The organism is Sedimenticola sp., assembly GCF_050289425.1.
GTDB lineage: Bacteria > Pseudomonadota > Gammaproteobacteria > Chromatiales > Chromatiaceae > Sedimenticola.
On sequence record NZ_JBNKFS010000023.1, the window covers coordinates 21991 to 42581 of the forward strand.

Below are 20591 nucleotides of genomic sequence, written 5' to 3' on the forward strand. Positions count from 1 at the left end.
TCCGCTGTGAGATTAGGTGTGCCGGGGCGCCGCGCGGACACGATTCAGGTCGGTGCCGTATCATCCCGATCCGTTTCCTCAGGTGCCGCCTGCTCGACGACCGGCGGGACATCGCTATTCGCCGATACGGGATCGTCCGTAGCCGACAGGTCGGCCGTGCTATCGGAATCCAAGGCGGCCGTTAACTTCTCTTTGGCTAACGCCAGTTGGTGCCGCATATCCGCGGTCACGATGTCTCCCAGGGCGGCAAAACTGGTGAAATCACCGGCATAATCATCCAAACCGTCGCAGACATTGAATGCCTCGCTGTGGAACAACTTCCTCAGCGCCTGGCGGCGCAAGGCTTCGCTGACCTTTTCCGACAGGAAGCCGGTGTAATCGGAGGTTTCATCCAGGGAGTCGATGGGTGGCATATCTGCATCGGTCGGCAACCGGGTCTCCTTTTCCGCCTCCACCGGAGCGGGAGGCGATGCCTCCTGGTTACCCGCCGGCGTTTGCGCTGAAGCGCGTTTCAGGCGGGACCAGCGAGAGACAAAGTCATCGGTCGCTACCACAGGTGTCGGCTTTTTGGGTTCGCCGCTCATGGCCTGACGCCCCCGTCCGCCTCTTTGCGCCAGTCGGTCAAGTGACGCTTTTTCTTCTTTTCCGGTACATAGTGGTTCAGTACGAAAAGTTCACACCAACGATAGAGTTCAGGCGGCATGGCAACCGTATAGACCTCTTCATCCCCCTCCTGATAGGCATTCGCTTCATCAAAACTGAGGCTGACCAAAAAAGGTACGGGCACGCCCTCGCCGTTGTTATTGGCAATGACGAAACAGTGTGGGTCGGGTGCGCACAGGTTGTGGTAATAACTTTCGCACTCATCGGCATACAGCCGCAGCCGGAATCCGGGATAGAGATACTGCCGGATCTCACCCTGCTCATGCACCAGCGAGACCGATTCAGCCTTGCCGGCCAGATCCCAGCGCTTAGCGGTAACACCGATAGCCTCCCAGCGATCGTCCTGCCAGGGGCTGGCCGAAGGCGAGCGCTGCATCAACACGGATAGCGAGAAATCGGTGGGGACCGCTCCATCCAGATCGTTGGCGGGTCTATTTGTCATGGCGTCGCCTTTTTCCAGCATTCATTGACAACTGCTTCGCAAAGAACATACCAGCCGCGACGCTGCCGCGCCGACCAACCTACCAAGGCCCTGGCGACGACCAGCAGGAATTAAACGCCCTGAAAATTGCGGCAAAATGTCACAACTAAATATGGAAGATGGGACAAATGACACCAGTTACCGCCTGACTCGCTCCCACCTGGTTGCGACAATCTGTTCAGAAGCTGGGAATTTAATAACCCTAGTAAATAGGTATGGTTTTTGCGGACAGCTGCCTCTAAACTTTGCGTTGAGGAGCAGCTATGGAAGATCAGCACAACATCACCACCCACAATCCATCCGCGAGCCAGCGGCTGATTGACCGATTTGGCAGAGAGATCAAATATCTGAGGATATCGGTAACCGATCGGTGCGACCTGCGCTGTGTCTACTGCATGTCGGAAGAGATGCAGTTTGTCCCCCGCTCCCAACTGCTGACTTTGGAAGAGCTCTACCGCATCGGCAAGACATTTGTGGAACTTGGGGTCAACAAGATACGCATCACCGGCGGTGAGCCGCTGACCCGGCGCAACATCATCCAGCTGTTTCAGTCTCTTGGCCAACTGGGCGGACTGCGCGATTTTACCCTGACTACCAATGGCACCCAGTTACCGCAACACGCCGCAGCACTTAAGGCGGCCGGCGTTACCCGAATCAATATCAGTCTGGATACCCTACAGCCGGACCGTTTTCACGCCATCACCCGCACCGGTGAATTGCAGCGGACCCTGGCCGGTATCGACGCGGCACTGGATGCCGGCTTCCAGCGAATCAAGATCAATGCCGTGATCCTCAAACATCGGAATCACGATGAAGTGGTCGATTTGGTCCGTTTCTGCCAGGAACGGGGCATGGACATCAGCTTTATTGAGGAGATGCCCCTGGGGGTCATCAACGAGCACGACCGGGCCGAAGCTTACTATTCAAGTGATCAGATTCTGCATGACTTGCAGCAGGTGTATTCGCTGCTGCCCACCACCGAGACCACGGGCGGACCCTCGCGTTATTATCAAATCTGCGGCAGCGATACCCGGGTCGGTTTTATCTCGCCCCACAGTCACAACTTCTGCGACAGCTGCAACCGGGTACGGATGACGGCGGAGGGCCGGCTACTGCTCTGTCTGGGTCAGGAACACTCCATGGATCTGCGTCGCGTGTTGCGCGCCCACCCGCTGGACGACGAACCGTTGCGAGCGGCCATTATCGAGTCCATGAATATTAAGCCTAAAGGACACGATTTCGACTTGACCAGCCAACCGGTTTTGTTCCGGCACATGAACGCCACCGGAGGCTAACTCATAAGATCCGTCAACCGTCCCACGCAACACCCAACCGCCTGATGTGCATCAACGCAATGACGGCGGTCATCTGCGATAGTTAACATTGGAGAGAAACTAACGGGAGGGATCGTATCATGCTAACCCTTGAAGATTGTCTCGGCCTCTGTGAACTGGATGAAGAGGAGATCATGGCGATTGCCGAGCATGAACATATCCCCGAGATTGTTGCGCTTGAACTGGCCCAGTATCTGGTCCATCTACCGGAAGGAACGGTGGTAATCAAACGCATGATTCTGGACGATATCGATCACGCTAAAAGCTGCCAGAATTTTGCTCATGCGCAGGCACTGGAGAACGCGCTGAAGCATTTTGTTGCCAGCCACCCGGAGTTCACGGTTCGCCAGTAACCCGAAGCGGGATTAACAGATGAATTGGCCTCCGCCACCGGGGAGACTAAGGAGCAGGGGTTGTTATATTTTGCTCTTCCACCATCCGGTCAATCAGTTCCATTACCTGGTCACTCGACGCTTCTGCCGACTCAAAGGCCGTTAATATCTGATCCTTGACGGCTTGATCCTGCTCCCAATCCTGGCCGATATGCTGCATCGCCTGATGGATAGCTTGGTGTACGCCGGCATGGTGCGGCTCGAGTGCCTTGAAAGCCGCTGTGTGGGCAAATTTCTCCCGTCCTTCCCCCGCGTCATACCATTTACCCAAGCGGCAGTTGTGATGGTCGACCTGCACCACCAAAGCCTCATCGGCCTCGGCACCCTTATTGACGGCCATGTAGGCATTCTGCTTGTACACCAGATGGTCCAGTTTCACCAAAGAGGCAAAATTGACCGACTGGGCGTAACTGATCTTCTGCAATGTCGCTTGAGAGGATTCAGCAAAGCCGGAGTATTTTTGCTTGAAATCGATCAGCTCACTCTGGGAGTCATGGGCCATGGCGCCCATCTGCTCCGCATCCACCAACATTTTCTCGGTGTCTGCAGTGATCGTGGAGATCATCTGGGTAATCTCATCCGTTGCCTTTTTTGTGTTCGCCGCAAGATTTCTCACTTCATCGGCCACGACCGCAAAGCCACGCCCATGCTCCCCGGCCCGTGCCGCCTCAATGGCCGCATTCAGCGCCAGCAGATTGGTTTGATCCGCCACCCCGGCAATCAGGGTGATCATCCCCGTCATCTCGGCACTCCGTTCATTCAGTTTCCGAATCGCCTCACCGGTCAGATCGACTCGGCTCATAATACCGTCCAGTACATCGGTAATCCTCGTCAACGCCTGCTGCGCCTCGGCAGCCACCTCGCTGTTTTGCGCGGCGATATCCACCACCCCACTCATCTGTTCGGTGATGTTGAGCATATCCTGCTGATTGAGCTTTAGATTCATCAGCATTTTTTCCGTATTGAGCGTACTTAACCGTGAAAGCAACTCATTACGGTTCACATAGCGGGCATCCGATTCCATAGCCTGCAGTGATTCATTGATACGAATAAGCGACTGCTTGAACTCCCCATGCAGCCCGTCCGGTTGTGTCTTACGATAAAACTTCCCCGCCACGGCATAACTGAACGCCGTATCCACCTCTCTGAAGAACGGCTCCATCTGGTCCAACATGTCATTGATATGCCATGACAGGTCATGCAACTCCCGCGTCGCCGGTGCACCGGTTATGCGGCGGGTAAACTGCCCCTTGGCGGCATCCTCCAAAACCGCCGTCAACGCCTCTACCAGCCGGAATGGTTCCCTTATCGAGACCAGTGCATACACGCCAAACAGGCTGGCGACAACCCAGAAACCGAGATACCAGATATTGAATCCATGCTGGATAAAGAGCGTGACCAATAGCGAGAAAAGCAGAAAGTTGAAACCGTGGATCAGCAGTTTTAATTTAGATTGCAAGGATAAATTCTTCATAACTCACCCCCTTGCTGTTCAATGCATCCACCAGGAAACGGATAGAGTGATCCATCTGCTCCTTTACCGGGTGCTGTTTTTCGATACTGAGCATCTGCTGATAGATGGGTTCGATAATACCGATAGCCTCTCGACGCGGCTTACGCCGCACCGAGAGGTAGCTGGTCATGTTGCCGGCCGCATCCCTATCCGGGGTAATATTGGCGAAAACCCAATAATATTGACCGTCTTTGGCGAGATTCTTGACGTAAGCGAACACCTCCTGGCCCTGAGCAATGGTGTCCCATACCAGCTTGAACGCTCCCCGCGGCATATCAGGATGGCGGATAAGATTATGCTGAACACCCAATAATTCCGACTCTTCATAGCGGGCGATATCCATGAAGATGCGGTTGGCGTAGGTAATCCTGCCCTTTAGATCGGTCTTGGAAACAATGTAGGAGTCGTCAGGAAGCTGTCGTTCCTGGTCCAGCGGTTGAACGGTATATTTCACCTTGCCCCCTTCCCGGAAATCCTGAAATAAATGACCGTATCAGGAAATATTTTTCTGCCTATAACTCTAGTAGTTTATTCGGCCAACTTTTCCATTACTTGAGATCAAGTCTAGAAGCAGATCTAAGCAAATAAAGGGGAAAGAGAAATACTACTTTCAGTCTCACTCCATCAATAATGATTCACGCAAAGCGAAATTGTCAGCTACATATAGATGTCTGCCTTGGCCGCTTGCGCAATCGGCCGTACCGGTTCGGCGCGGATGACAAATCGCTCCCTGCCGCCCGGTATCAAGGCATCGAAGGGGTAACAGGTAATCAACGTCAAGCGCGACGCATCCTGATTCAATAACCAAACATCGTCCTGCGAATGCACCTCCCTGCGGATAACGGCATAGATCAGCGACCTGCCGTTGGCCGGTGTCAGCTCTATCCAGTCTCCCGGTTGCAGATCCCGGAGAAAGCGAAAATGGGTATCCCGGTGCCCGCTCAGCACAACGTTGCCGGACTCCCCGGGCGCGGCGGTTCCTGCGATATGCCCCGGCCCAAAGGCCAGGTTGCGACCACTGGCACCGGACAACACAATCTGGTCAATACCGAGCCGCTTTACCCGTAGGCGGGCAACCGGCCAGGTATCGGCCCAGGGCCAGGGATATGTCCGTTCCCCGCCTGTCAACGTAGTGTCCCAAGCGGACTGCAGCAACTGCTGCGCCAGCCACGCCTTCGCTTTGATATAGCCACCCTCCGCTATCTGCCAGGTACCAACCAGCACGCACAGGATAATCAGCAAGCGGATGAGATAGCCCCTTGACCGGTTCATGTTCGATACCCCCTCCCCGGTCCGGCAAAGGAGGTCGATGGCGACAGCCACCTAATATGGCGAAAGCGCGACAGCAAACCGGCTCCAATCAACAGCAGCATCCCAAGCAGCAGATTCAACTCGGCCGCCGTCGCGGTTTGCGGCAGGTGGCCAAACACTTTTCCGGCACTCCAGCCGTGCGGCAGGTTAGTCGGCATCGCTTTTTCTGCCAGCCCCTCCGTTTGCGGTCTTGAAGGGGTCTTATCCACAGCGACCAGACTGGTATAACGGCTGACCAGTTGGTGGGTCAACGCCACATCCAGTACCGCCTGGCGCACCTCGGACTCGGCAACACCCTGTGCCTTGCGATCCATCAATTCGGCTATTTTCCGCCGCGCCCAGAGCTGATGCACGCCGGCGCGAGCCGCCCCACCGTGTAAAGTGACCTGTTGCTGCCAGGTGTTACCCGCCGCTTCCCCGGTCAACCTCAGCTGCAGATTGGGCTGGGACATTTTCAGTGCCACCAGAACCGGTTCGCCCTGATAAAGATCGGGTATTCGCGCCGGCCACATCTCCACCTGCTGATCGGCCGGCCAATGCAGTTTTATTTCAGTCAAACGCGGGGTTTCCAGTTTGGCAAACAGCGCCGCCATCTTTTCCCCCACTTCGGACACCTTGCCGATGTAGGTGAACGTACCCCGCCCAAACTGGGCAGCACGGGTCATAAAGAAGCTGTTGGGTGCCGAACCGATGCCCACCGTGAACAACCGGCTGTTACCCAGCCGTTGATGGATCAGCTCAAACAGCGCCTGCTCATTACCCACGCTGCCATCGGTGAGGAAGATGATCTGGCGCAATACACCTTGCTCGGCCTGTCGACTGAGGGCCTGTTGCAGGGCCGGCAGCATTTCGGTTCCGCCATCCGCTACCAGGCCATCCACATATTGTCGGGCCCGCTGCAAATTGCCGGGAGTGGCCGCCACCGCCTGCGGAAAAAGGGTGTGAGTTTGGTGATTGAACTGGATGACATTGAAGCGATCGGCCGACGTCAACCGTTGCAGCGCCAACTTGAGTGCAGCACGGGCCTGGAGAATGGAATTTCCATGCATCGATCCCGATGTATCAATCACGTAGATCGCTTCCCGGGGAATGCGTTGCGTTTGGGTCGGTGCTGCGACCGGTGGCACCAGCATCAGCAGCGCGTATTCATCACCTTGCCACGATTCACTGAACAGTGCCGCCTGCGGAGCGGCGCCTGTCTTGGGCACCCACAACAGTTCAAAGTCCCGATCCGCCGGCACCTGGCTATCTTTCAGAGCAAGATGGATAACACCCTGTGCATCCTGCTCTTGGGTCACGGCATGGTAACTACTCTCCAGGCGAGCCAACGGCATACCCGCATCGAGCCGGATGCTTATTGTTACCGGGTTATTCGAACCTTCCTGCGGATCCACCACCGGCGGCGTGATGCGGGAAGCATCGGTTACCTGATCGGTATTCTCCGCCCATCCGCTGCCCTGGAATGCCACCACCTCGGAACGGCCGACGGGATTCCCCGGGATATAGCGGGGTGCCACCACCAGTGGGAAACGCAACCTGAACTGACCCTGGTCGTAGGGGATGCTCTGCTGGTACTCGATCTCCACCTGCACCGTCTCACCGGGAGCAATATTGGCTATCGCCGTGGTAAAGATGTTGGGTCGTTCCTGACTTAACAAGCTCGCTTTCTTGCCCGCCCGCTTAGCCGACTCGTAATGTTTTCTAGCCTCTTCCTTCTCTTTGATTTCACCTTCGATCACACGCTCCCCGATACGTAACCGCATGCGGTCTACCGCCGCGCTTTCCGGCAGTGGGAAGACATAGGTCCCTTCGACCCACTCCGTACCGGGATTCTTAAAACGCTGCCGAACCTTGACCCGCGCCAGCATACCGCTGACCTGCATCGCCACATCGGTATGCAGCATCGGCGCATCTAACACCGCACCGCCGCTGGCCAATCTGAGCAGCAACGAACCGTGCTGCACCGAATCAGGCCGGATTACCGAAGACGTCTCCATCGGAACCGTCTCCGCCGCCTCCACCGGGGCAATAAAAAAGAACACCAGCAATCCCATCAGGATGGCGGTGAGCACCCCGGCCAACAGCGAGGCGAGGGAGGTAAACCAGACATCCTTCATCAAATAATTAATCGGTTTTTGATTTGCCATGACGTTCCCCTTTAGTTTTTTTCTGATTCTGGTCATAGTCGGTCCGCGGATTCGGACTGAGTCGGTAAAGCTCCCGGTTCATCGCCTCCGGAGAGCAGTAGAGAAAGTGCTCACTGAGCGGTTGCATCAAGCGGTTCATGGCACCTCCCGGTACTGCATACGGATAACCACTTGCCGGTCGTAACCCAGACCCTCCGGATCGTCCGCCGGATAACGGGCGGCATCTTCACCGTGTGCCAACTTGACCAGGCGCCCGGCCGTTACACCGTGCCGAATCAGCGGACGTATCACGGCCTCGGCACGGGCTTCACTCAAACGTTGATTTTGCTCAGTCCGTCCCCGACGATCCGCGTAGGCGTCCAACGTCAGGACTAGATAGGGGAGAGGAGCCAGGGCCTGCGCGAGCTGCTCCAGGTCATGTTGCGCTTCCGGTTCCATGACAGACTGTCCAGTTCGAAAGCGAATGCGGAAAACAAAGCCGTCGGCGAGCGCCTTTAACTGCCCTCGATAATGCTCCCGCTCGGCGCTCAATTGACGGCTGAGTGATTCACGCTGCACAGACGCTTCACGCTGTTGCCGTGCCAGCCGCTCCACCTCCTGCCGCGCGGTGTGCAGATCGGATTCCAGACCCGCATTCTGCTCGACCAGCACACCGCCTGCGGCACCGACAATAAATCCGGGCGGACCACCCAGCAGGGCGCCAACGATCGCGCCGATGCCGACACCACGCCAGGGTGGTGGAGAACGATCGGCGTCTTGCGCCGCGCCACCACCTTGCCACTGCTCCAGCCCTAATTCGGCCCCTGGCCCCATCGCCGGGGAAGCGCCGACAGTGGCTGTCAGTACCATGCCGGCGACCAGAGATATTGCTGTTGTCTTGTTCATGTCCGACTCCTGCTTGGCCCAGCGCACCGTCCCTGGTGAGAGCGTCTTCCTGACTGGCGCCGGTTGCTTGTTGTGTTGCAGGCATTAAACAGGAACAGAATGGCAGGCAGCTTTCACGCATCGGGCGATGCCGTGACAGATTCGGGCAAAAATGTGGCAATTTGTCCAAATGACTTGTCCACGGTGGGACAAATCGGACCAGCCCCGTTACCGTGGCGGTACGATTTGACACAGTCAGGGTTGATCGCTTGAGCGCTAGAGCGGCAGAGTGGGAGAACCGGGGTTACGGTATGAATTTTGCCTGATTAACCAGGATCCAGTAGGCAGCGCAAGAGAATTCACAGATGGCAGCCGTTATGTCAGCCCATAGCGATGTATTCATGAGTGTCAAACAGGTGGCCGAATACCTGCACCTGAATGAAAAAAAGATCTACGCCCTGGTCAATGAAGGCGGTATCCCCGCTACCAAGATCACCGGCAAGTGGATGTTTCCACGCGAACTGGTGGATCGCTGGATGCTGGACTCCACGCATGGCGGACTACTGACCGACAGATTGGTCATATCGGGCGGCGACGATCCCCTACTGTTTCACCTGATCCAGGATTTTGCGCGCGAGACCGGTGCGCATGCCCTGATCAGCTATACCCCGACCAGTACCCGCCTGGGACTCGATCTGCTGCAAGCCAACCGGGTGGATGCCTGCGGGGTCCATTGGGGCCCGGATGCCGAGAGTCATATGCGCCATCCGGCTCTGTTGAGCCAATATTCCCAACATCGTCAATGGGTGCTGATTCGCGCCTTTAAGCGGGAACAGGGATTGATCACCACACCCTCGCTCGCGCGGGAAATCGAGGATCCTCAGCAACTGTTCAACCCTCATTACCGCTGGGCGCTACGCCAGACCGGATCCGGCGCACAGCGTTTCCTGCTGGAGCTGCTGAGCCACTATGGGATTAACAAGGATCAGTTAAACGGTACGATCACCGCACTGTCAGAACGCGAAGCGGCCGCGGCCATTACCATGCAACGCGCCGACATCGCGCCCGGCACCCGGGCGACAGCCACCGAATACGGCGTAGGATTCATTCCCTGCGGTTGGGTCTCTTTCGACTTGGCACTGCCTCGGGCCATCTGGTTTAGACGCTTGTTCCAGGAACTCCTGGCCCGACTGAAATCCCAACCCTGCCAAGCGATGGCGGATATATTGACCGGCTACAATCTGGATGGCGCGGGAGATCTGGTCTGGGGAGATGAGTAGAAGCGGCCGTCGTCAGCGACCGCCATATCGATTTGGCAAGAATCGCTATTCGGGATTTTTCAACCCCTTCAGAGCAATATCCAGTCGTTCACCTTCGAGATACTGAAAGCAGCGGGTACTCCATTCATCGACCGTCATGCTGCCATCCGCCAGCATGGCCGACACCACCTGCCCCCACTGAACCAGATAAGCGTTTTTTTCAAGCAGCTTGGTATGCTGGTCCAAAAGCTCCCGTCTTTTTTTATCCAGTCTCTCAAGCTCTTGTTCAACAAACAGCCCATGCTCATCTACCATAACCGTACCTTCGATCATTCATTAGTGTTAAATCAATTGCCTGGATAATAGCCCGATGCACCGCCCCGCGCCTACCCTCGACCATCACTCATCTCTAGAAACTATAGCCGAAATGCCCATTTAGGAGTCTTGCGGCCCCCTTTACAACGGGTGCATGGCATGTAATTGCTCCTCGATGGTCTCTTCATCACTCGCCATGACCGGATGACTCAACAGCCAGACGGAGAAGCGGGCCCCCTGACCCGGTTGTGAGGTAACGGTAATGTTGCCGCCGTACCGGCGGATTAATCCATAGCTGACCGATAATCCGAGACCGCTCCCCTCTCCTTCCCGCTTGGTGCTGTAAAACGGGTTGAATACCCGACTGATTGCTGCCGCATCCATACCTTCGCCGTTATCCTCCACCTCGATGACGACTCCCTGATCATTCCAGTCCCGAGTACTGATCTCGATCACACCACCCGCTGCCTGTATGGCATGCACGGCATTCACCACCAGGTTGACCAGCACCTGCTGCAGCTCTTGTTCATTAATCTCGACCGCGGATGTCGCCAGTAGTGATAACACGATATCAAACTCGGCCTTTTTTCGCAGATGACGCACCAGCGCCAAAGTATGCTCTACCACCCCATTGACATCCACGTGACTGAGGTAACCGGCGTATTCGTTCGGACGGGCATACTGCAGCAAATTATTGACGATATCCTTGATTCGGTAGATCTGTTCCATCACCAACCTGATCTCATGCTCCACCGGCTTAACCGCCGGCCCCAGTTCGGCGGCAATGACATCCAGATTACCCAGCATGACCGCGGTCGGATTGTTGATCTCATGAGCTACGCCGGCTGTCAGTTCACCCAGTGCCGCCAGCTTCTCGGCCACCACCAACTGTTGCCGCGTTTCGCGCAAGGCATGGATAGTCCGTTGCAGGTCCTGGTTCTTGCTCTGCAGTTCGGCCGTGCGCTCCCTGACCTTGTCTTCCAACTGATCGGCCCAAAGTTTGATCTGTCGATTGCGTTCCGCGAGCAGATCCAGCATGGCGTCAAACTCCCGGGCCAATTCACCGATCTCATCTCGGGAAGCGATCACACCCACCCGCTTCGCTTCACCCTCACGGGTAGCCCGCACCACTTGACTCATCTTTTCCAGCGGCTTGAAGATCGACTTGGCACCCACCACCGCCAACAGGGACGAAATCCCCATCAGAATCAAAAACAGCAACACCAGGATACCCAGTGCCTGCCACAACTCTGTCCTGAATGGCTCCTCCAGAAAACCGGCATAAAGCATACCCACCCGTTTACCCTGGACGTCGACGATAGGTTCATAGGCGGAGAGATACCAGTCATTCACCACAAACGCACTGTCGATCCACACCTCACCATGATCCAGCACCTGGGTACGCACCTCGTTGGAGACCCGCGTACCCAACGCCCGCTCACCGGGACGTAACGGTACGTTGGTACTGATCCGCACATCATCGAGAAATACGGTTACCGTACCGATGCTGCCTTCCGGCAAGCTCCCGGGTCCATATACGAGATCACGTATAGTATCGACAAAGGCAAAATTCCCATTCAGGGAGACCGCCCCTTCCAGCACCGCTACCAGTTCTCCCCGCAGATCGTGCACCGGATACACGGCACGAATCATCATGGCCCGATCCTCGATCTTGCGGCGGGTGGGACGGGCCTTATCGGTGTCGATCAGCGGCAGGTGATATCGCCTGGCCAGAGCCGGGGACAACCGCGCCAGATCCGCTTGGCTAAAAATCTCCACACCGACCTGCGGTTCTCCGTTTAGCGCGGCCAGCAACGAGGGGGATGGCTTTCCCGCTTTCCCGTCAGCCGCCGGGACAAAGGCTTTTCCGTGGCGATCCAACAGACGCAGATAGCTGAATCCGGACGCTTGCTTCAAAGCCTGAAGTTGCGACGCAACGGAGTCGAGGCGGTGCTCTTCCAGCGCCGTGCGGAATGGGTAAGACTCACTCAACCGCCCAAGCTGGGTCAGGTAATCCTGCCGCAGGCGACGAAAGATATCATGGGATACGGAGAGATCGGTGTTAACCTTGAGGTAGAGTTGATCGTAGGTGGCGTTGGCACCCCAGTAGATCGCCATCACCAGGGCGATCGGCATAATCAACAGAATCGGGAACAGTACCAGAGTCAGCAGCTTATAACGCAGCGTCCCCTGAATCCGCTCGATCGCTTTTAAAATGAGTCTCACTGCAGCAGCGGCCTATCCACCCATCTCCCAGGCCTGTACCTTGCGTTCCAGGGTTTTGCGCGAGATACCCAGCAGCCGGGCGGCCGCCGATTTATTTCCCCCTTCGCTCTCCAGTACCCGCAGGATATGCCGCTTCTCCACGCTCTCCAGTTCCAGGTCATGGCTACTCTCCGCCATTTCGTCGGCGGTACCGACCGGGACGGGACGAGCCAGACACTGACTCGGCGTGCTGTTGAGCAGCAGACAACGCTCGATCACATTCTTCAACTCGCGTACATTGCCGGGCCAGTCGTAACTACCAAGACAGCCGAGATCGGCTTCACTAAAACGTGGCGGTTCAACGCCCAGTTCAGCCGCCAGCGACTTGCTGAAGTATTCGGTCAGCATGGGGATATCGCTCAGGCGTTCACGTAATGAGGGCATGCGGATGGAGAGCACATTCAACCGGTAAAAGAGGTCTTCACGAAACTCACCGCTACGCACCAGTTCACTCAGATCCCGGTTGGTCGCGGCAATAATCCGTACCGCTACCGGCACCTCTTTATTTGAGCCGACCGGTCGCACCGTGCGCTCCTCCAGTACCCGCAGCAGATGCGCCTGCATGGAGAGCGGCATTTCGCCGATCTCATCCAGGAACAGCGTCCCTTCATTGGCGTAGGTAAACAACCCTTCGCGCGCCTGGTGGGCGCCGGTAAAGGCCCCCTTGATATGACCGAACAGTTCACTCTCCAGCAGCTCGGCCGAGATGGCACCACAATTAACCGGTACAAAGCTGCCGGAACGGCCGCTCCATTCATGAATCGCCCGCGCCGCCAGCTCTTTTCCGGTACCCGACTCGCCCTCGATCAGTACGGTGGAGGGCATCGGTGCCACCCGCTTGATCACCTGGCAGAGATTCTGGATCAGCTCGCACTCCCCCACCATGCCGGATTTATCGAAGAGGTGATCCACCTGGCGGCGCAGCACGAAATTCTCCCGCTGCATCTTTTGACGTTCCATATAGCGTTTGACTGAGGCCATCATCTGCTCCATGCGAAACGGTTTCATGATGAAATCCTCCGCACCCGCCCGGAGCGCCGCGATGGCGGTCTCCAGATCGGCGTAGGCGGTCATGAATATCACCCCGGTTGCCGCTCCCTGCTCACGCAATTCGGTCACCCACTCCACACCGGTGCGGCCAGGCAGGCGGATATCGGCAATGATCAGGTCGAAATAGCAGCGCTCATGCAGGATCTCAGCGGCGGTGGCACTCTCGGCCGTCTCCACCAGTCCGAAATATTTCTGCAAACCCCGCTGCAAAAAACTGCGGATACCCGGCTCATCATCCACGATCAAGACCGAGGTCATTCGGGTGTTTGACTCCGCCTCAAGTGGCTCCGTTACGTGCTCTCCCACTGCCATCACCTTCTGTTGGATTTAAAAAACTAAACACTGTGCGTGCCCTTCAGGGCATCTGGTTATTCAACTGCAAAAGAGTGACTGATCTGGACACACCGATCCTTTCGAAGAAGAAAAGATCATCGTGTTATCACAGAGTATGGGACATTTTGACTCAATTGCCAGCCGTCACACTAGGACAGATTGACCGTAATTCGGCCTTCTCGGGCTACTTCGCCAGGCAAATATGGCTTTGATTTAGCCAAACAGACCCATTCATCCTGACAAACAGCCCCTTTTATTGATTTTATTCTGACCCAGTCAGAGAATACGCTACGCAATAATCGCACCACCCCGAATCTATCCGTTGGCACCCTTATTGCTGAGATCCTGTAACAAGCATCGATGACATGCCCTGGCACTGCCCGGGGGCAGGCATCATCAAATCAGCTGGTCCGAACCAGGAGAGACACCGCATGATTCAATTCCCGATCCCGCTCATCGGATTCAGCGCCCTCAGTGGCACCGGGAAAACCACGCTGTTGACCCAGATATTACCGATTCTGAAACAGCATGGCCTACGCATCGGTGCCATCAAGCATGCCCATCATCAATTCGAAATCGACCACCAGAAAAAGGACAGCTATCGCCTGCGCAAGGCGGGGGCGGAGCAGATGCTGGTGGCATCACGGGGGCGGGTCGCCTTGATCACTGAACTGCCGGAACAGCAGGAAGAACCCACCCTCGAGGTACTGCTTAAGTCCCTCGATCCGACCTGCCTGGATCTGGTACTCGTGGAGGGATTTAAGAAAGAGCGCTTTCCCAAGATCGAGCTGCACCGACCCAGCCTCGGCAAGCGGCTCCTCTACCCCGATGATCCCGACATCATCGCTATCGCCACCGACGACCATCTCAGCACCCGGCCCTGCCATATCCCGGTATTGAACCTCAATCAACCTCTTGCCATCGCCGACTTCCTGCTCGACTACTGTTTCCACCAGGAGCGGCAACCGCTATCCCGACTGCCGTTGCGGGAGCAGCGACAACTGCAGTAACCCCGGCGCCACAACGTAAACCAGCCCGGGTGATCCCGCTCACTTATTCCCGATCCCGATATGGTGTAGAGTTAACGGCAAAAGCCGTTAGCCGACACCATGAAAAAACTGATTGCCATCGTTGAAGATGAACCCGCCATCCGGGAAAACTACACCGACCTGTTACGCCGACACGGCTATGAGGTAAAAGGGTATGCCACGCGTGAGGCGGCGATGCGCGCATTCCAGGAGCAGTTGCCGGACCTGGCCATCCTGGATATCGGCCTGGACGATGAGATGGAAGGGGGATTTACCCTGTGCCGTGAACTGCGTGCCCGCTCGCAAACGCTGCCAATCATCTTTCTCACCGCCCGGGACAGCGAACTGGATACGGTTTCCGGCCTGCGCCTCGGCGCCGACGACTACCTGACCAAAGATATCAGTCTGGCCCACCTGGCGGCGCGCATCTCAGCCCTGTTCCGCCGCATGGAAGCTTTACAACAACCGATCCAGGTAGAGAAGACCCTGATCCGCGGTGCACTGAGCCTGGATCTGGATCGCTTGTCGGTCAGGTGGAAAGCCCAGCCCATCGACCTGACCCTGACCGAGTTCTGGTTCGTGCATGCGCTCTGTCAGCGTCCCGGCCACGTACGCAGTCGTGACCAGTTGATGGAGGCCGCCAATATCCTGGTGGATGCCACCAGTATCAGTACCCATATCAAACGGATCCGGCGTAAGTTCGAAGAGTGCGACCGGCAATTCAGTGCCATCGAAACCGTGTACGGAATCGGCTACCGCTGGAACAGCCCCGCGGCTTCCGCAGCAGAATGACCCGGAAGCGCCGTTTTTTTCAAAGTATCCGCTTCAAGCTGCTACTGGTCTCGCTCTCCCTGCTGGCCATCCCCTGGGCCGGTTACCGCTATATTCAGGAGACCGAACGCTTTTTACGCCAGACCCAGGAGAGCACGCTTCTAAGCACGGCCCAGGCCGTGGCCGCCCTCCTCCACAACAGCCCGGCCATCGTCAACGCGACCCAAACGGCTGAAAGCAATCACCCCGGTGAGCCGCTGCAGTATGTCAATCAGCTGGATCACCCGGTCCAGCTGGATGGTTACACCGAAGAGTGGCGGCCTTTTCTGGGCAATCTGCAGCGCTATCCCGCTACGGACCCCTGGCTGTTCGAGAGTATCCTGGGCGAATACGGCGGCTACCTCTATCTACTGATCAGTGTGCATGACCAGCAGGTTCTGTACCACCCGCCAGGCAGTGACCGGCTGGATCTGGGGGATTACATCGATATCACACTGACCGCCCCGGATGGGGCGCGAAAGCGCTACCGCATCGCCTCCACCGCTCCCGGCTGGGTCACCGCCCGCACCCTGACGGACCGATCCGGTACCCCTTATCCGATCGGCCGCGAAGACCGTATCCAGGGGGAGTGGCAGACGTCGGAGAGCGGCTACACCCTGGAGCTTAGGATCCCCCGCTATCTGTTGGGAGACCACATCGCGATCACTGTGTCAGACCTGGACGATGCCGCACGACCGCTCTCCGCCCGTCTGGTCAGCACTACCGGCGACGGCCCACCGACTCAACTGGGTCGCATCGTTCGCCCCGACCCGGCCATCGGCCGCCTGATAGGCGGCATGCAGCATGAAAATGCCCGTATCTGGGTGGTCAACAACCAGCGACTGGTTTTGGCCAGACGCGGGCGTCTGCAACCGCCCGAGGCGGCGATTGAAACCGAGATACCGGTCCCCGCCTCCCCCCTGCAACCGTTACTGCGGCTGATCCTGGACCAACCCAGCGAGCATTTCCAGGACGACCTCAGCCGTAGCGCCCGCCTGCAGGGCCGCGAAATCGATGCAGCCCTGGCCGGCCAACCGCAATCACGCCGCCGCAGTACGCCGGACGGACGGGCGATGATCCTCTCCGCCGCCTGGCCGATTCAATCCGCGGACGGTGTTGCCGGTGCAGTACTGGTGGAACAGACCACCAACCGGATACTGAGTCTGCAAAATCAGGCACTGGAACAGATCACCGGGATTACGTTGGTCCTGTTCCTGTTCGTCGCCCTCGCCATTCTCGGTTTTGCCAGTCTGCTGACCGGACGCATCCGCCGGCTAAGTCGCCGAATAGAGACCGCCGTGACGCCCGACGGCAGGATTCAAGGCGCGCTGCCGGCGGATAGATCAGCCGACGAAATCGGTGACTTGAGCCGCCACTTTTCCAGTGTGCTCAATCGGCTGGCAGAATATAACCGCTACCTGGAGGCGATGGCATCCCGGCTCGCCCATGAATTCAGAACCCCGCTCAGCATCGTCAAATCGTCACTGGAGAACTTGCAGAGCGATACCGTGGAAACAGACCGGCAACGTTATATCCTGCGAGCCCAGCAGGGGATAGAACGGTTGGGTCTGATACTGCACCGTATGCGTGAGGCAACCCGACTGGAACAACAATTGATACAGACCGAACGGGAACCGTTCGATCTCTGTGTTCTGCTGGACCAGGCGGTGGAAGGCTATCGAAGCGCCTTTCCGCAGGTCGCTTTCGAGCTCGAGCGCTGTACGGGTCCGCAAACAATCAACGGGGCGCCGGATCTGATCAGCCAGGCACTGGATAAATTGATCAGCAACGCCGTCGATTTCCACCAACCCGAGTCGATAATTCAGCTACGCTTACAAAAAGCCGACGCGCGGCATATCCGGCTCAGCGTTCGCAATGCGGGCCCGCCACTCCCGGAGGGAATGCAGCAAGAGCTGTTTGCATCCATGGTTTCGATACGCGGGAAAAGCGGCAGCGAACCCCATTTGGGGCTGGGGCTCTATCTGGTCAGGCTGATCTGCGAATTCCACGCCGGTCACGCTGAAGCGCAAAACCTGGTGGGAGAATCGGCTGTCGAATTCACGCTCTGGTTGCCGGTCGAGCGTGAATCCCGGACAGAGGGAAATGATTAACCCGGCAAGATCGATTGTCGGGTTAATACGCGGCACCGGAATATGCCGCCATTGGCCGCAGGCCAATGAAAGCCCGGCAAAATCAAACAGGTATGCGCACTTGCGCCCGGTTTTCCTGGACGCGCGACAAACAGGCCGGGACGGCCCGTTTTGTTGCCAGGTTAATAGCTATCAACATTCCGGCATAACAGCCGCCAACCGTTCATACCAACCAAAACCGTATAGGGGCCAACGCTATGTTTCGTTCCACCCTTCGCCAACAATTACTGGGATTGATATCCCTCATGCTACTAATGGGCATGGCTGTCAGCAACGCCGCCACCGCACCCACTGAGATCGAATACGCCTATCCGGACCAGTCTGTATGGACCACCCAGGTGGATGAAAACGGCATCCTGAAAAACCCCTTGCTCGACTTTGCCGAGCGCCTGTTCAGCCGTGCCGGCATCCCCTGGCATTCAACACCCTATCCGGCAAAGCGACTATTCAGCAATTTGAAGCAGGGCGTCTCCAACTTCTCCATGCTGGTTCGGGCAGCCTCCCTGGAGAGCTGCTGCCTGTTCAGCCAGCAACCCGTTACCCACACGGAACTGCGAGTATACCGTCTTGCCGATGCGGCACCGATAACGGATAAAGAGGCACTGAAGGGCAAGCGGGTAATTACCATCCACGGTTACAGTTATGGGGGATTGGGGCGATTTATCCGGGATCCGGCCAATAACATCGAGATTATCAACACCCCTCGGCATGAGAGTGCCTTCGCCATGCTGGCCCATCAACGGGCCGATTATCTGCTGGACTATACCGGACCCTCTATGGAGGTCCTCGCGGCGGAGCCCATCCCCGGGATAGAGAATCACATCCTGACGACGCTAAACGTCTATCTGGTGCTGCACAAGGATTATCCGGACGCTGAACAGGTGATGAAAAAACTGGATGCCATTGCGCAAGAACTTAACCGCGAACAGTAACAAGCCCAGTAAAGGTTAACTCTTGATGCCGATGCCCCGATTGAGCAGATAGAGGCTGAATCCGGTCAGCGCCACGATAAACAGGATGACGATACTCAGAGCCACCCCCATGGAGATATCGGATACCCCGAGCAGACCATAGCGGAACGCGTTGACCATATAGAGTATCGGATTGGCCAAAGAGATCTGCTGCCAGAATGGCGGCAACAGGCTGATGGAGTAGAAGACGCCCCCGAGATAAGTCAGGGGAGTCAGGATAAAAGTCGGCACGATCGAGATGTCGTCAAAACTGTTGGCATACACCGCGTTGATGAAACCGGCCAGGGAGAAGAGAATGGCGGTCAGGATAAACACCGTCAGGGTCCAGCCATAACTCTGTACCTGGATGTCGGTAAAGAACAGGGAAACCGCGGTAACGGCGATACCCACCATCACCCCACGGGCCACACCACCCGCCACATAACCGGCCAGGATCACCCAGTTGGGGACTGGTGAAATGATCAACTCCTCCACGTGACGCTGGAACTTACTGCTGAAGAACGACGAGACCACATTGGAGTAGGCGTTGGTGATCACCGCCATCAGGATCAGACCGGGCACAATGAAATCGATATAGCTGAAGCCATCCATCTCGCCGATACGTGAACCGATCAGATTGCCGAAGATAATATAGTAGAGCACGGTGGTAATCACCGGTGGCAGGATGGTCTGCAGCCAGATCCGGGTGAAACGCAGCAGCTCCTTGGTAAAGATGGTTTGAAAGGCGGTCCAGTAACGGCTATAGCGGATCATCGGGCCGCTCCGTTACGCGCACTCTCCACCATGTTCATGAACAGTTGCTCCAGGCGGTTCTGCTTATTGCGCATCGAGGTCACACCAATCCCCTGCGAAGAGAGTTGTTCAAAGAGTTGGTTGATGCTCTGCTCGCTGCTAACCGCCACTTCCACCCGTTGCTCATCCAATCGTTTGAGCTGGAAGCCCTGCAGTTGCGGCAGCTCGGCCATCTCATCGCGCAGATTCAATACAAAGGTCTCGGTATGCAACTGGTGTAACAACTGGTCCATGCGTGAATGCTCCACGATGCGCCCTTGGTTGATAATGGCGATATTGCGGCAGAGGCTCTCCGCCTCTTCCAGATAATGGGTGGTGAGAATGATGGTGGTCCCCTGGCGATTCAATTCGCTCATGAACTCCCACATGGAACGGCGGATTTCAATATCCACCCCGGCGGTCGGTTCATCCAGAATCAGCAATTTTGGCCGGTGCACCAACGCCCGGGCGATCATCAGGCGGCGCTTCATACCGCCCGACAGGGTACGCGACATCTGCTGGCGCTTGTCCCACAGATCCAGTTGCCGCAGGCTCTCCTCGGCGCGTCGCCACGCCTCTTTTCGGGGAATACCGTAAAAGCCGGCCTGATTGACCACTATCTCACCGATCGGCTCCCACATATTGAAGTTGAACTCCTGCGGCACCAAACCGATGCAAGACTTAACCCCTTCAGGGTCATTGTCCAGATCGTGACCAAACACCTCCACCCTGCCCGAGGTCTTGTTGACCAGGGAGCTGATAATTCCGATAGCGGTGGATTTGCCGGCTCCGTTGGGTCCCAACAACGCAAAAAAGTCGCCTTCCTGTACGCTAATGTCGACACCTTTCAGCGCCTCGAAGCCGTTCTTGTAAACCTTATGCAGGTCGGTAATGGAGAGTGCATTCATGGGTTTTCAATCAATCCGGTAGTACG

At 56.8% G+C, this 20591-nt stretch carries 20 protein-coding genes and 1 pseudogene; 7 read left to right on the forward strand and 14 right to left on the reverse strand.

What is annotated here, in order from left to right; translation table 11 throughout:
* Positions 1 to 44: 44 nt before the first annotated feature.
* Both ACQY5R_RS14860 and ACQY5R_RS14865 read right to left on the reverse strand, forming a co-directional pair.
* Entirely contained in the window at positions 45 to 584 is a 540-nt protein-coding gene (locus ACQY5R_RS14860) for a DUF3306 domain-containing protein (RefSeq protein ID WP_428609777.1), read from the reverse strand.
* A complete protein-coding gene (locus tag ACQY5R_RS14865; RefSeq protein ID WP_428609778.1) occupies positions 581 to 1105 on the reverse strand; it encodes a DUF3305 domain-containing protein in 525 nt (174 codons plus the stop codon). Before ACQY5R_RS14865 ends, ACQY5R_RS14860 begins: the two co-directional genes overlap by 4 nt.
* A 302-nt stretch (positions 1106 to 1407) precedes the next feature.
* Here ACQY5R_RS14865 and moaA point away from each other — a divergent pair, with 302 nt between their 5' ends.
* Positions 1408 to 2439, forward strand: coding sequence for a GTP 3',8-cyclase MoaA (gene moaA / locus ACQY5R_RS14870; protein ID WP_428609780.1), 1032 nt, complete (start codon positions 1408 to 1410; stop codon positions 2437 to 2439).
* A gap of 119 nt (positions 2440 to 2558) precedes the next feature.
* Positions 2559 to 2831 carry a hypothetical protein gene (locus ACQY5R_RS14875; RefSeq protein ID WP_428609782.1) on the forward strand — a complete coding sequence of 91 codons (273 nt, stop codon included), beginning with the start codon at positions 2559 to 2561 and terminating at the stop codon, positions 2829 to 2831.
* A 46-nt stretch (positions 2832 to 2877) separates the two neighbouring features.
* Here the strand turns inward: ACQY5R_RS14875 and ACQY5R_RS14880 are convergent, their stop codons facing one another.
* The 7 genes and pseudogenes from ACQY5R_RS14880 to ACQY5R_RS14910 all read right to left on the reverse strand — a co-directional run bounded on the left by ACQY5R_RS14880 (position 2878) and on the right by ACQY5R_RS14910 (position 8726).
* Entirely contained in the window at positions 2878 to 3435 is a 558-nt protein-coding gene (locus ACQY5R_RS14880; protein ID WP_428609853.1) for a CZB domain-containing protein, read from the reverse strand.
* A 3-nt stretch (positions 3436 to 3438) separates the two neighbouring features.
* A pseudogene (locus tag ACQY5R_RS14885) lies at positions 3439 to 4344 on the reverse strand (methyl-accepting chemotaxis protein); the annotation flags it as partial.
* Positions 4319 to 4837 carry a PAS domain-containing protein gene (locus ACQY5R_RS14890; protein WP_428609784.1) on the reverse strand — a complete coding sequence of 173 codons (519 nt, stop codon included), beginning with the start codon at positions 4835 to 4837 and terminating at the stop codon, positions 4319 to 4321. The pseudogene ACQY5R_RS14885 and the gene ACQY5R_RS14890, both read right to left, overlap by 26 nt.
* A gap of 203 nt (positions 4838 to 5040) precedes the next feature.
* Positions 5041 to 5655: a class GN sortase gene (locus ACQY5R_RS14895; RefSeq protein ID WP_428609786.1), complete on the reverse strand. Its 615-nt coding sequence runs from the start codon at positions 5653 to 5655 to the stop codon at positions 5041 to 5043.
* Complete coding sequence (locus tag ACQY5R_RS14900; RefSeq protein WP_428609787.1) at positions 5652 to 7841, reverse strand: marine proteobacterial sortase target protein; 2190 nt, start codon at positions 7839 to 7841, stop codon at positions 5652 to 5654. The genes ACQY5R_RS14895 and ACQY5R_RS14900 overlap by 4 nt, the downstream gene beginning before the upstream one ends.
* Entirely contained in the window at positions 7819 to 7980 is a 162-nt protein-coding gene (locus ACQY5R_RS14905; RefSeq protein WP_428609789.1) for a hypothetical protein, read from the reverse strand. The genes ACQY5R_RS14900 and ACQY5R_RS14905 overlap by 23 nt, the downstream gene beginning before the upstream one ends.
* Positions 7977 to 8726: an OmpA family protein gene (locus ACQY5R_RS14910; RefSeq protein WP_428609791.1), complete on the reverse strand. Its 750-nt coding sequence runs from the start codon at positions 8724 to 8726 to the stop codon at positions 7977 to 7979. Before ACQY5R_RS14910 ends, ACQY5R_RS14905 begins: the two co-directional genes overlap by 4 nt.
* A gap of 344 nt (positions 8727 to 9070) precedes the next feature.
* Here ACQY5R_RS14910 and ACQY5R_RS14915 point away from each other — a divergent pair, with 344 nt between their 5' ends.
* Positions 9071 to 9985 (forward strand): substrate-binding domain-containing protein, encoded by a 915-nt coding sequence (locus ACQY5R_RS14915; protein WP_428609792.1) that lies wholly within the window; start codon positions 9071 to 9073, stop codon positions 9983 to 9985.
* A 45-nt stretch (positions 9986 to 10030) separates the two neighbouring features.
* Here ACQY5R_RS14915 and ACQY5R_RS14920 read toward each other — a convergent pair whose 3' ends face one another.
* The 3 genes from ACQY5R_RS14920 to ACQY5R_RS14930 all read right to left on the reverse strand — a co-directional run bounded on the left by ACQY5R_RS14920 (position 10031) and on the right by ACQY5R_RS14930 (position 13852).
* Positions 10031 to 10297: a hypothetical protein gene (locus ACQY5R_RS14920; RefSeq protein ID WP_428609793.1), complete on the reverse strand. Its 267-nt coding sequence runs from the start codon at positions 10295 to 10297 to the stop codon at positions 10031 to 10033.
* Positions 10298 to 10420: 123 nt separating this feature from the next.
* The gene (locus ACQY5R_RS14925; protein WP_428609795.1) at positions 10421 to 12505 is read right to left on the reverse strand and encodes a sensor histidine kinase; all 2085 of its coding nucleotides are present in this window, start codon (positions 12503 to 12505) and stop codon (positions 10421 to 10423) included.
* Positions 12506 to 12517: 12 nt separating this feature from the next.
* Entirely contained in the window at positions 12518 to 13852 is a 1335-nt protein-coding gene (locus ACQY5R_RS14930; RefSeq protein WP_428609796.1) for a sigma-54-dependent transcriptional regulator, read from the reverse strand.
* A 506-nt stretch (positions 13853 to 14358) separates the two neighbouring features.
* On the opposite strand from ACQY5R_RS14930, the gene mobB reads away from it, so the two are divergent.
* From mobB to ACQY5R_RS14950, 4 genes are all read left to right on the forward strand, one after another.
* The gene (mobB, locus tag ACQY5R_RS14935) at positions 14359 to 14937 is read left to right on the forward strand and encodes a molybdopterin-guanine dinucleotide biosynthesis protein B (protein WP_428609797.1); all 579 of its coding nucleotides are present in this window, start codon (positions 14359 to 14361) and stop codon (positions 14935 to 14937) included.
* A gap of 99 nt (positions 14938 to 15036) precedes the next feature.
* The gene (pdsR, locus tag ACQY5R_RS14940; RefSeq protein WP_428609799.1) at positions 15037 to 15747 is read left to right on the forward strand and encodes a proteobacterial dedicated sortase system response regulator; all 711 of its coding nucleotides are present in this window, start codon (positions 15037 to 15039) and stop codon (positions 15745 to 15747) included.
* Positions 15744 to 17876: a proteobacterial dedicated sortase system histidine kinase gene (gene pdsS, locus ACQY5R_RS14945; RefSeq protein ID WP_428609801.1), complete on the forward strand. Its 2133-nt coding sequence runs from the start codon at positions 15744 to 15746 to the stop codon at positions 17874 to 17876. The genes pdsR and pdsS overlap by 4 nt, the downstream gene beginning before the upstream one ends.
* Positions 17877 to 18112: 236 nt before the next feature.
* The gene (locus ACQY5R_RS14950; RefSeq protein ID WP_428609802.1) at positions 18113 to 18847 is read left to right on the forward strand and encodes a substrate-binding periplasmic protein; all 735 of its coding nucleotides are present in this window, start codon (positions 18113 to 18115) and stop codon (positions 18845 to 18847) included.
* A gap of 15 nt (positions 18848 to 18862) precedes the next feature.
* Here ACQY5R_RS14950 and ACQY5R_RS14955 read toward each other — a convergent pair whose 3' ends face one another.
* Together ACQY5R_RS14955 and ACQY5R_RS14960 are read right to left on the reverse strand one after the other, a co-directional pair.
* Positions 18863 to 19639 (reverse strand): ABC transporter permease, encoded by a 777-nt coding sequence (locus ACQY5R_RS14955; protein WP_428609804.1) that lies wholly within the window; start codon positions 19637 to 19639, stop codon positions 18863 to 18865.
* The gene (locus tag ACQY5R_RS14960; protein WP_428609805.1) at positions 19636 to 20565 is read right to left on the reverse strand and encodes an ABC transporter ATP-binding protein; all 930 of its coding nucleotides are present in this window, start codon (positions 20563 to 20565) and stop codon (positions 19636 to 19638) included. The genes ACQY5R_RS14955 and ACQY5R_RS14960 overlap by 4 nt, the downstream gene beginning before the upstream one ends.
* Between the last annotated feature and the right edge of the window lie 26 nt (positions 20566 to 20591).

Excerpts from the sequence above, each read along its gene's own strand:
- ACQY5R_RS14910 (WP_428609791.1), bottom strand. The coding sequence starts at position 8,726 with ATGAACAAGACAACAGCAATATCTCTGGTCGCCGGCATGGTACTGACA.
- pdsR (WP_428609799.1), top strand. The coding sequence starts at position 15,037 with ATGAAAAAACTGATTGCCATCGTTGAAGATGAACCCGCCATCCGGGAA.
- ACQY5R_RS14915 (WP_428609792.1), top strand. The coding sequence starts at position 9,071 with ATGGCAGCCGTTATGTCAGCCCATAGCGATGTATTCATGAGTGTCAAA.
- ACQY5R_RS14955 (WP_428609804.1), bottom strand. The coding sequence starts at position 19,639 with ATGATCCGCTATAGCCGTTACTGGACCGCCTTTCAAACCATCTTTACC.
- ACQY5R_RS14895 (WP_428609786.1), bottom strand. The coding sequence starts at position 5,655 with ATGAACCGGTCAAGGGGCTATCTCATCCGCTTGCTGATTATCCTGTGC.
- ACQY5R_RS14950 (WP_428609802.1), top strand. The coding sequence starts at position 18,113 with ATGTTTCGTTCCACCCTTCGCCAACAATTACTGGGATTGATATCCCTC.
- ACQY5R_RS14920 (WP_428609793.1), bottom strand. The coding sequence starts at position 10,297 with ATGATCGAAGGTACGGTTATGGTAGATGAGCATGGGCTGTTTGTTGAA.
- mobB (WP_428609797.1), top strand. The coding sequence starts at position 14,359 with ATGATTCAATTCCCGATCCCGCTCATCGGATTCAGCGCCCTCAGTGGC.
- ACQY5R_RS14860 (WP_428609777.1), bottom strand. The coding sequence starts at position 584 with ATGAGCGGCGAACCCAAAAAGCCGACACCTGTGGTAGCGACCGATGAC.
- ACQY5R_RS14905 (WP_428609789.1), bottom strand. The coding sequence starts at position 7,980 with ATGAACCGCTTGATGCAACCGCTCAGTGAGCACTTTCTCTACTGCTCT.
- ACQY5R_RS14930 (WP_428609796.1), bottom strand. The coding sequence starts at position 13,852 with ATGACCTCGGTCTTGATCGTGGATGATGAGCCGGGTATCCGCAGTTTT.
- ACQY5R_RS14960 (WP_428609805.1), bottom strand. The coding sequence starts at position 20,565 with ATGAATGCACTCTCCATTACCGACCTGCATAAGGTTTACAAGAACGGC.
- ACQY5R_RS14880 (WP_428609853.1), bottom strand. The coding sequence starts at position 3,435 with ATGATCTCCACGATCACTGCAGACACCGAGAAAATGTTGGTGGATGCG.
- pdsS (WP_428609801.1), top strand. The coding sequence starts at position 15,744 with ATGACCCGGAAGCGCCGTTTTTTTCAAAGTATCCGCTTCAAGCTGCTA.
- moaA (WP_428609780.1), top strand. The coding sequence starts at position 1,408 with ATGGAAGATCAGCACAACATCACCACCCACAATCCATCCGCGAGCCAG.
- ACQY5R_RS14900 (WP_428609787.1), bottom strand. The coding sequence starts at position 7,841 with ATGGCAAATCAAAAACCGATTAATTATTTGATGAAGGATGTCTGGTTT.
- ACQY5R_RS14865 (WP_428609778.1), bottom strand. The coding sequence starts at position 1,105 with ATGACAAATAGACCCGCCAACGATCTGGATGGAGCGGTCCCCACCGAT.
- ACQY5R_RS14875 (WP_428609782.1), top strand. The coding sequence starts at position 2,559 with ATGCTAACCCTTGAAGATTGTCTCGGCCTCTGTGAACTGGATGAAGAG.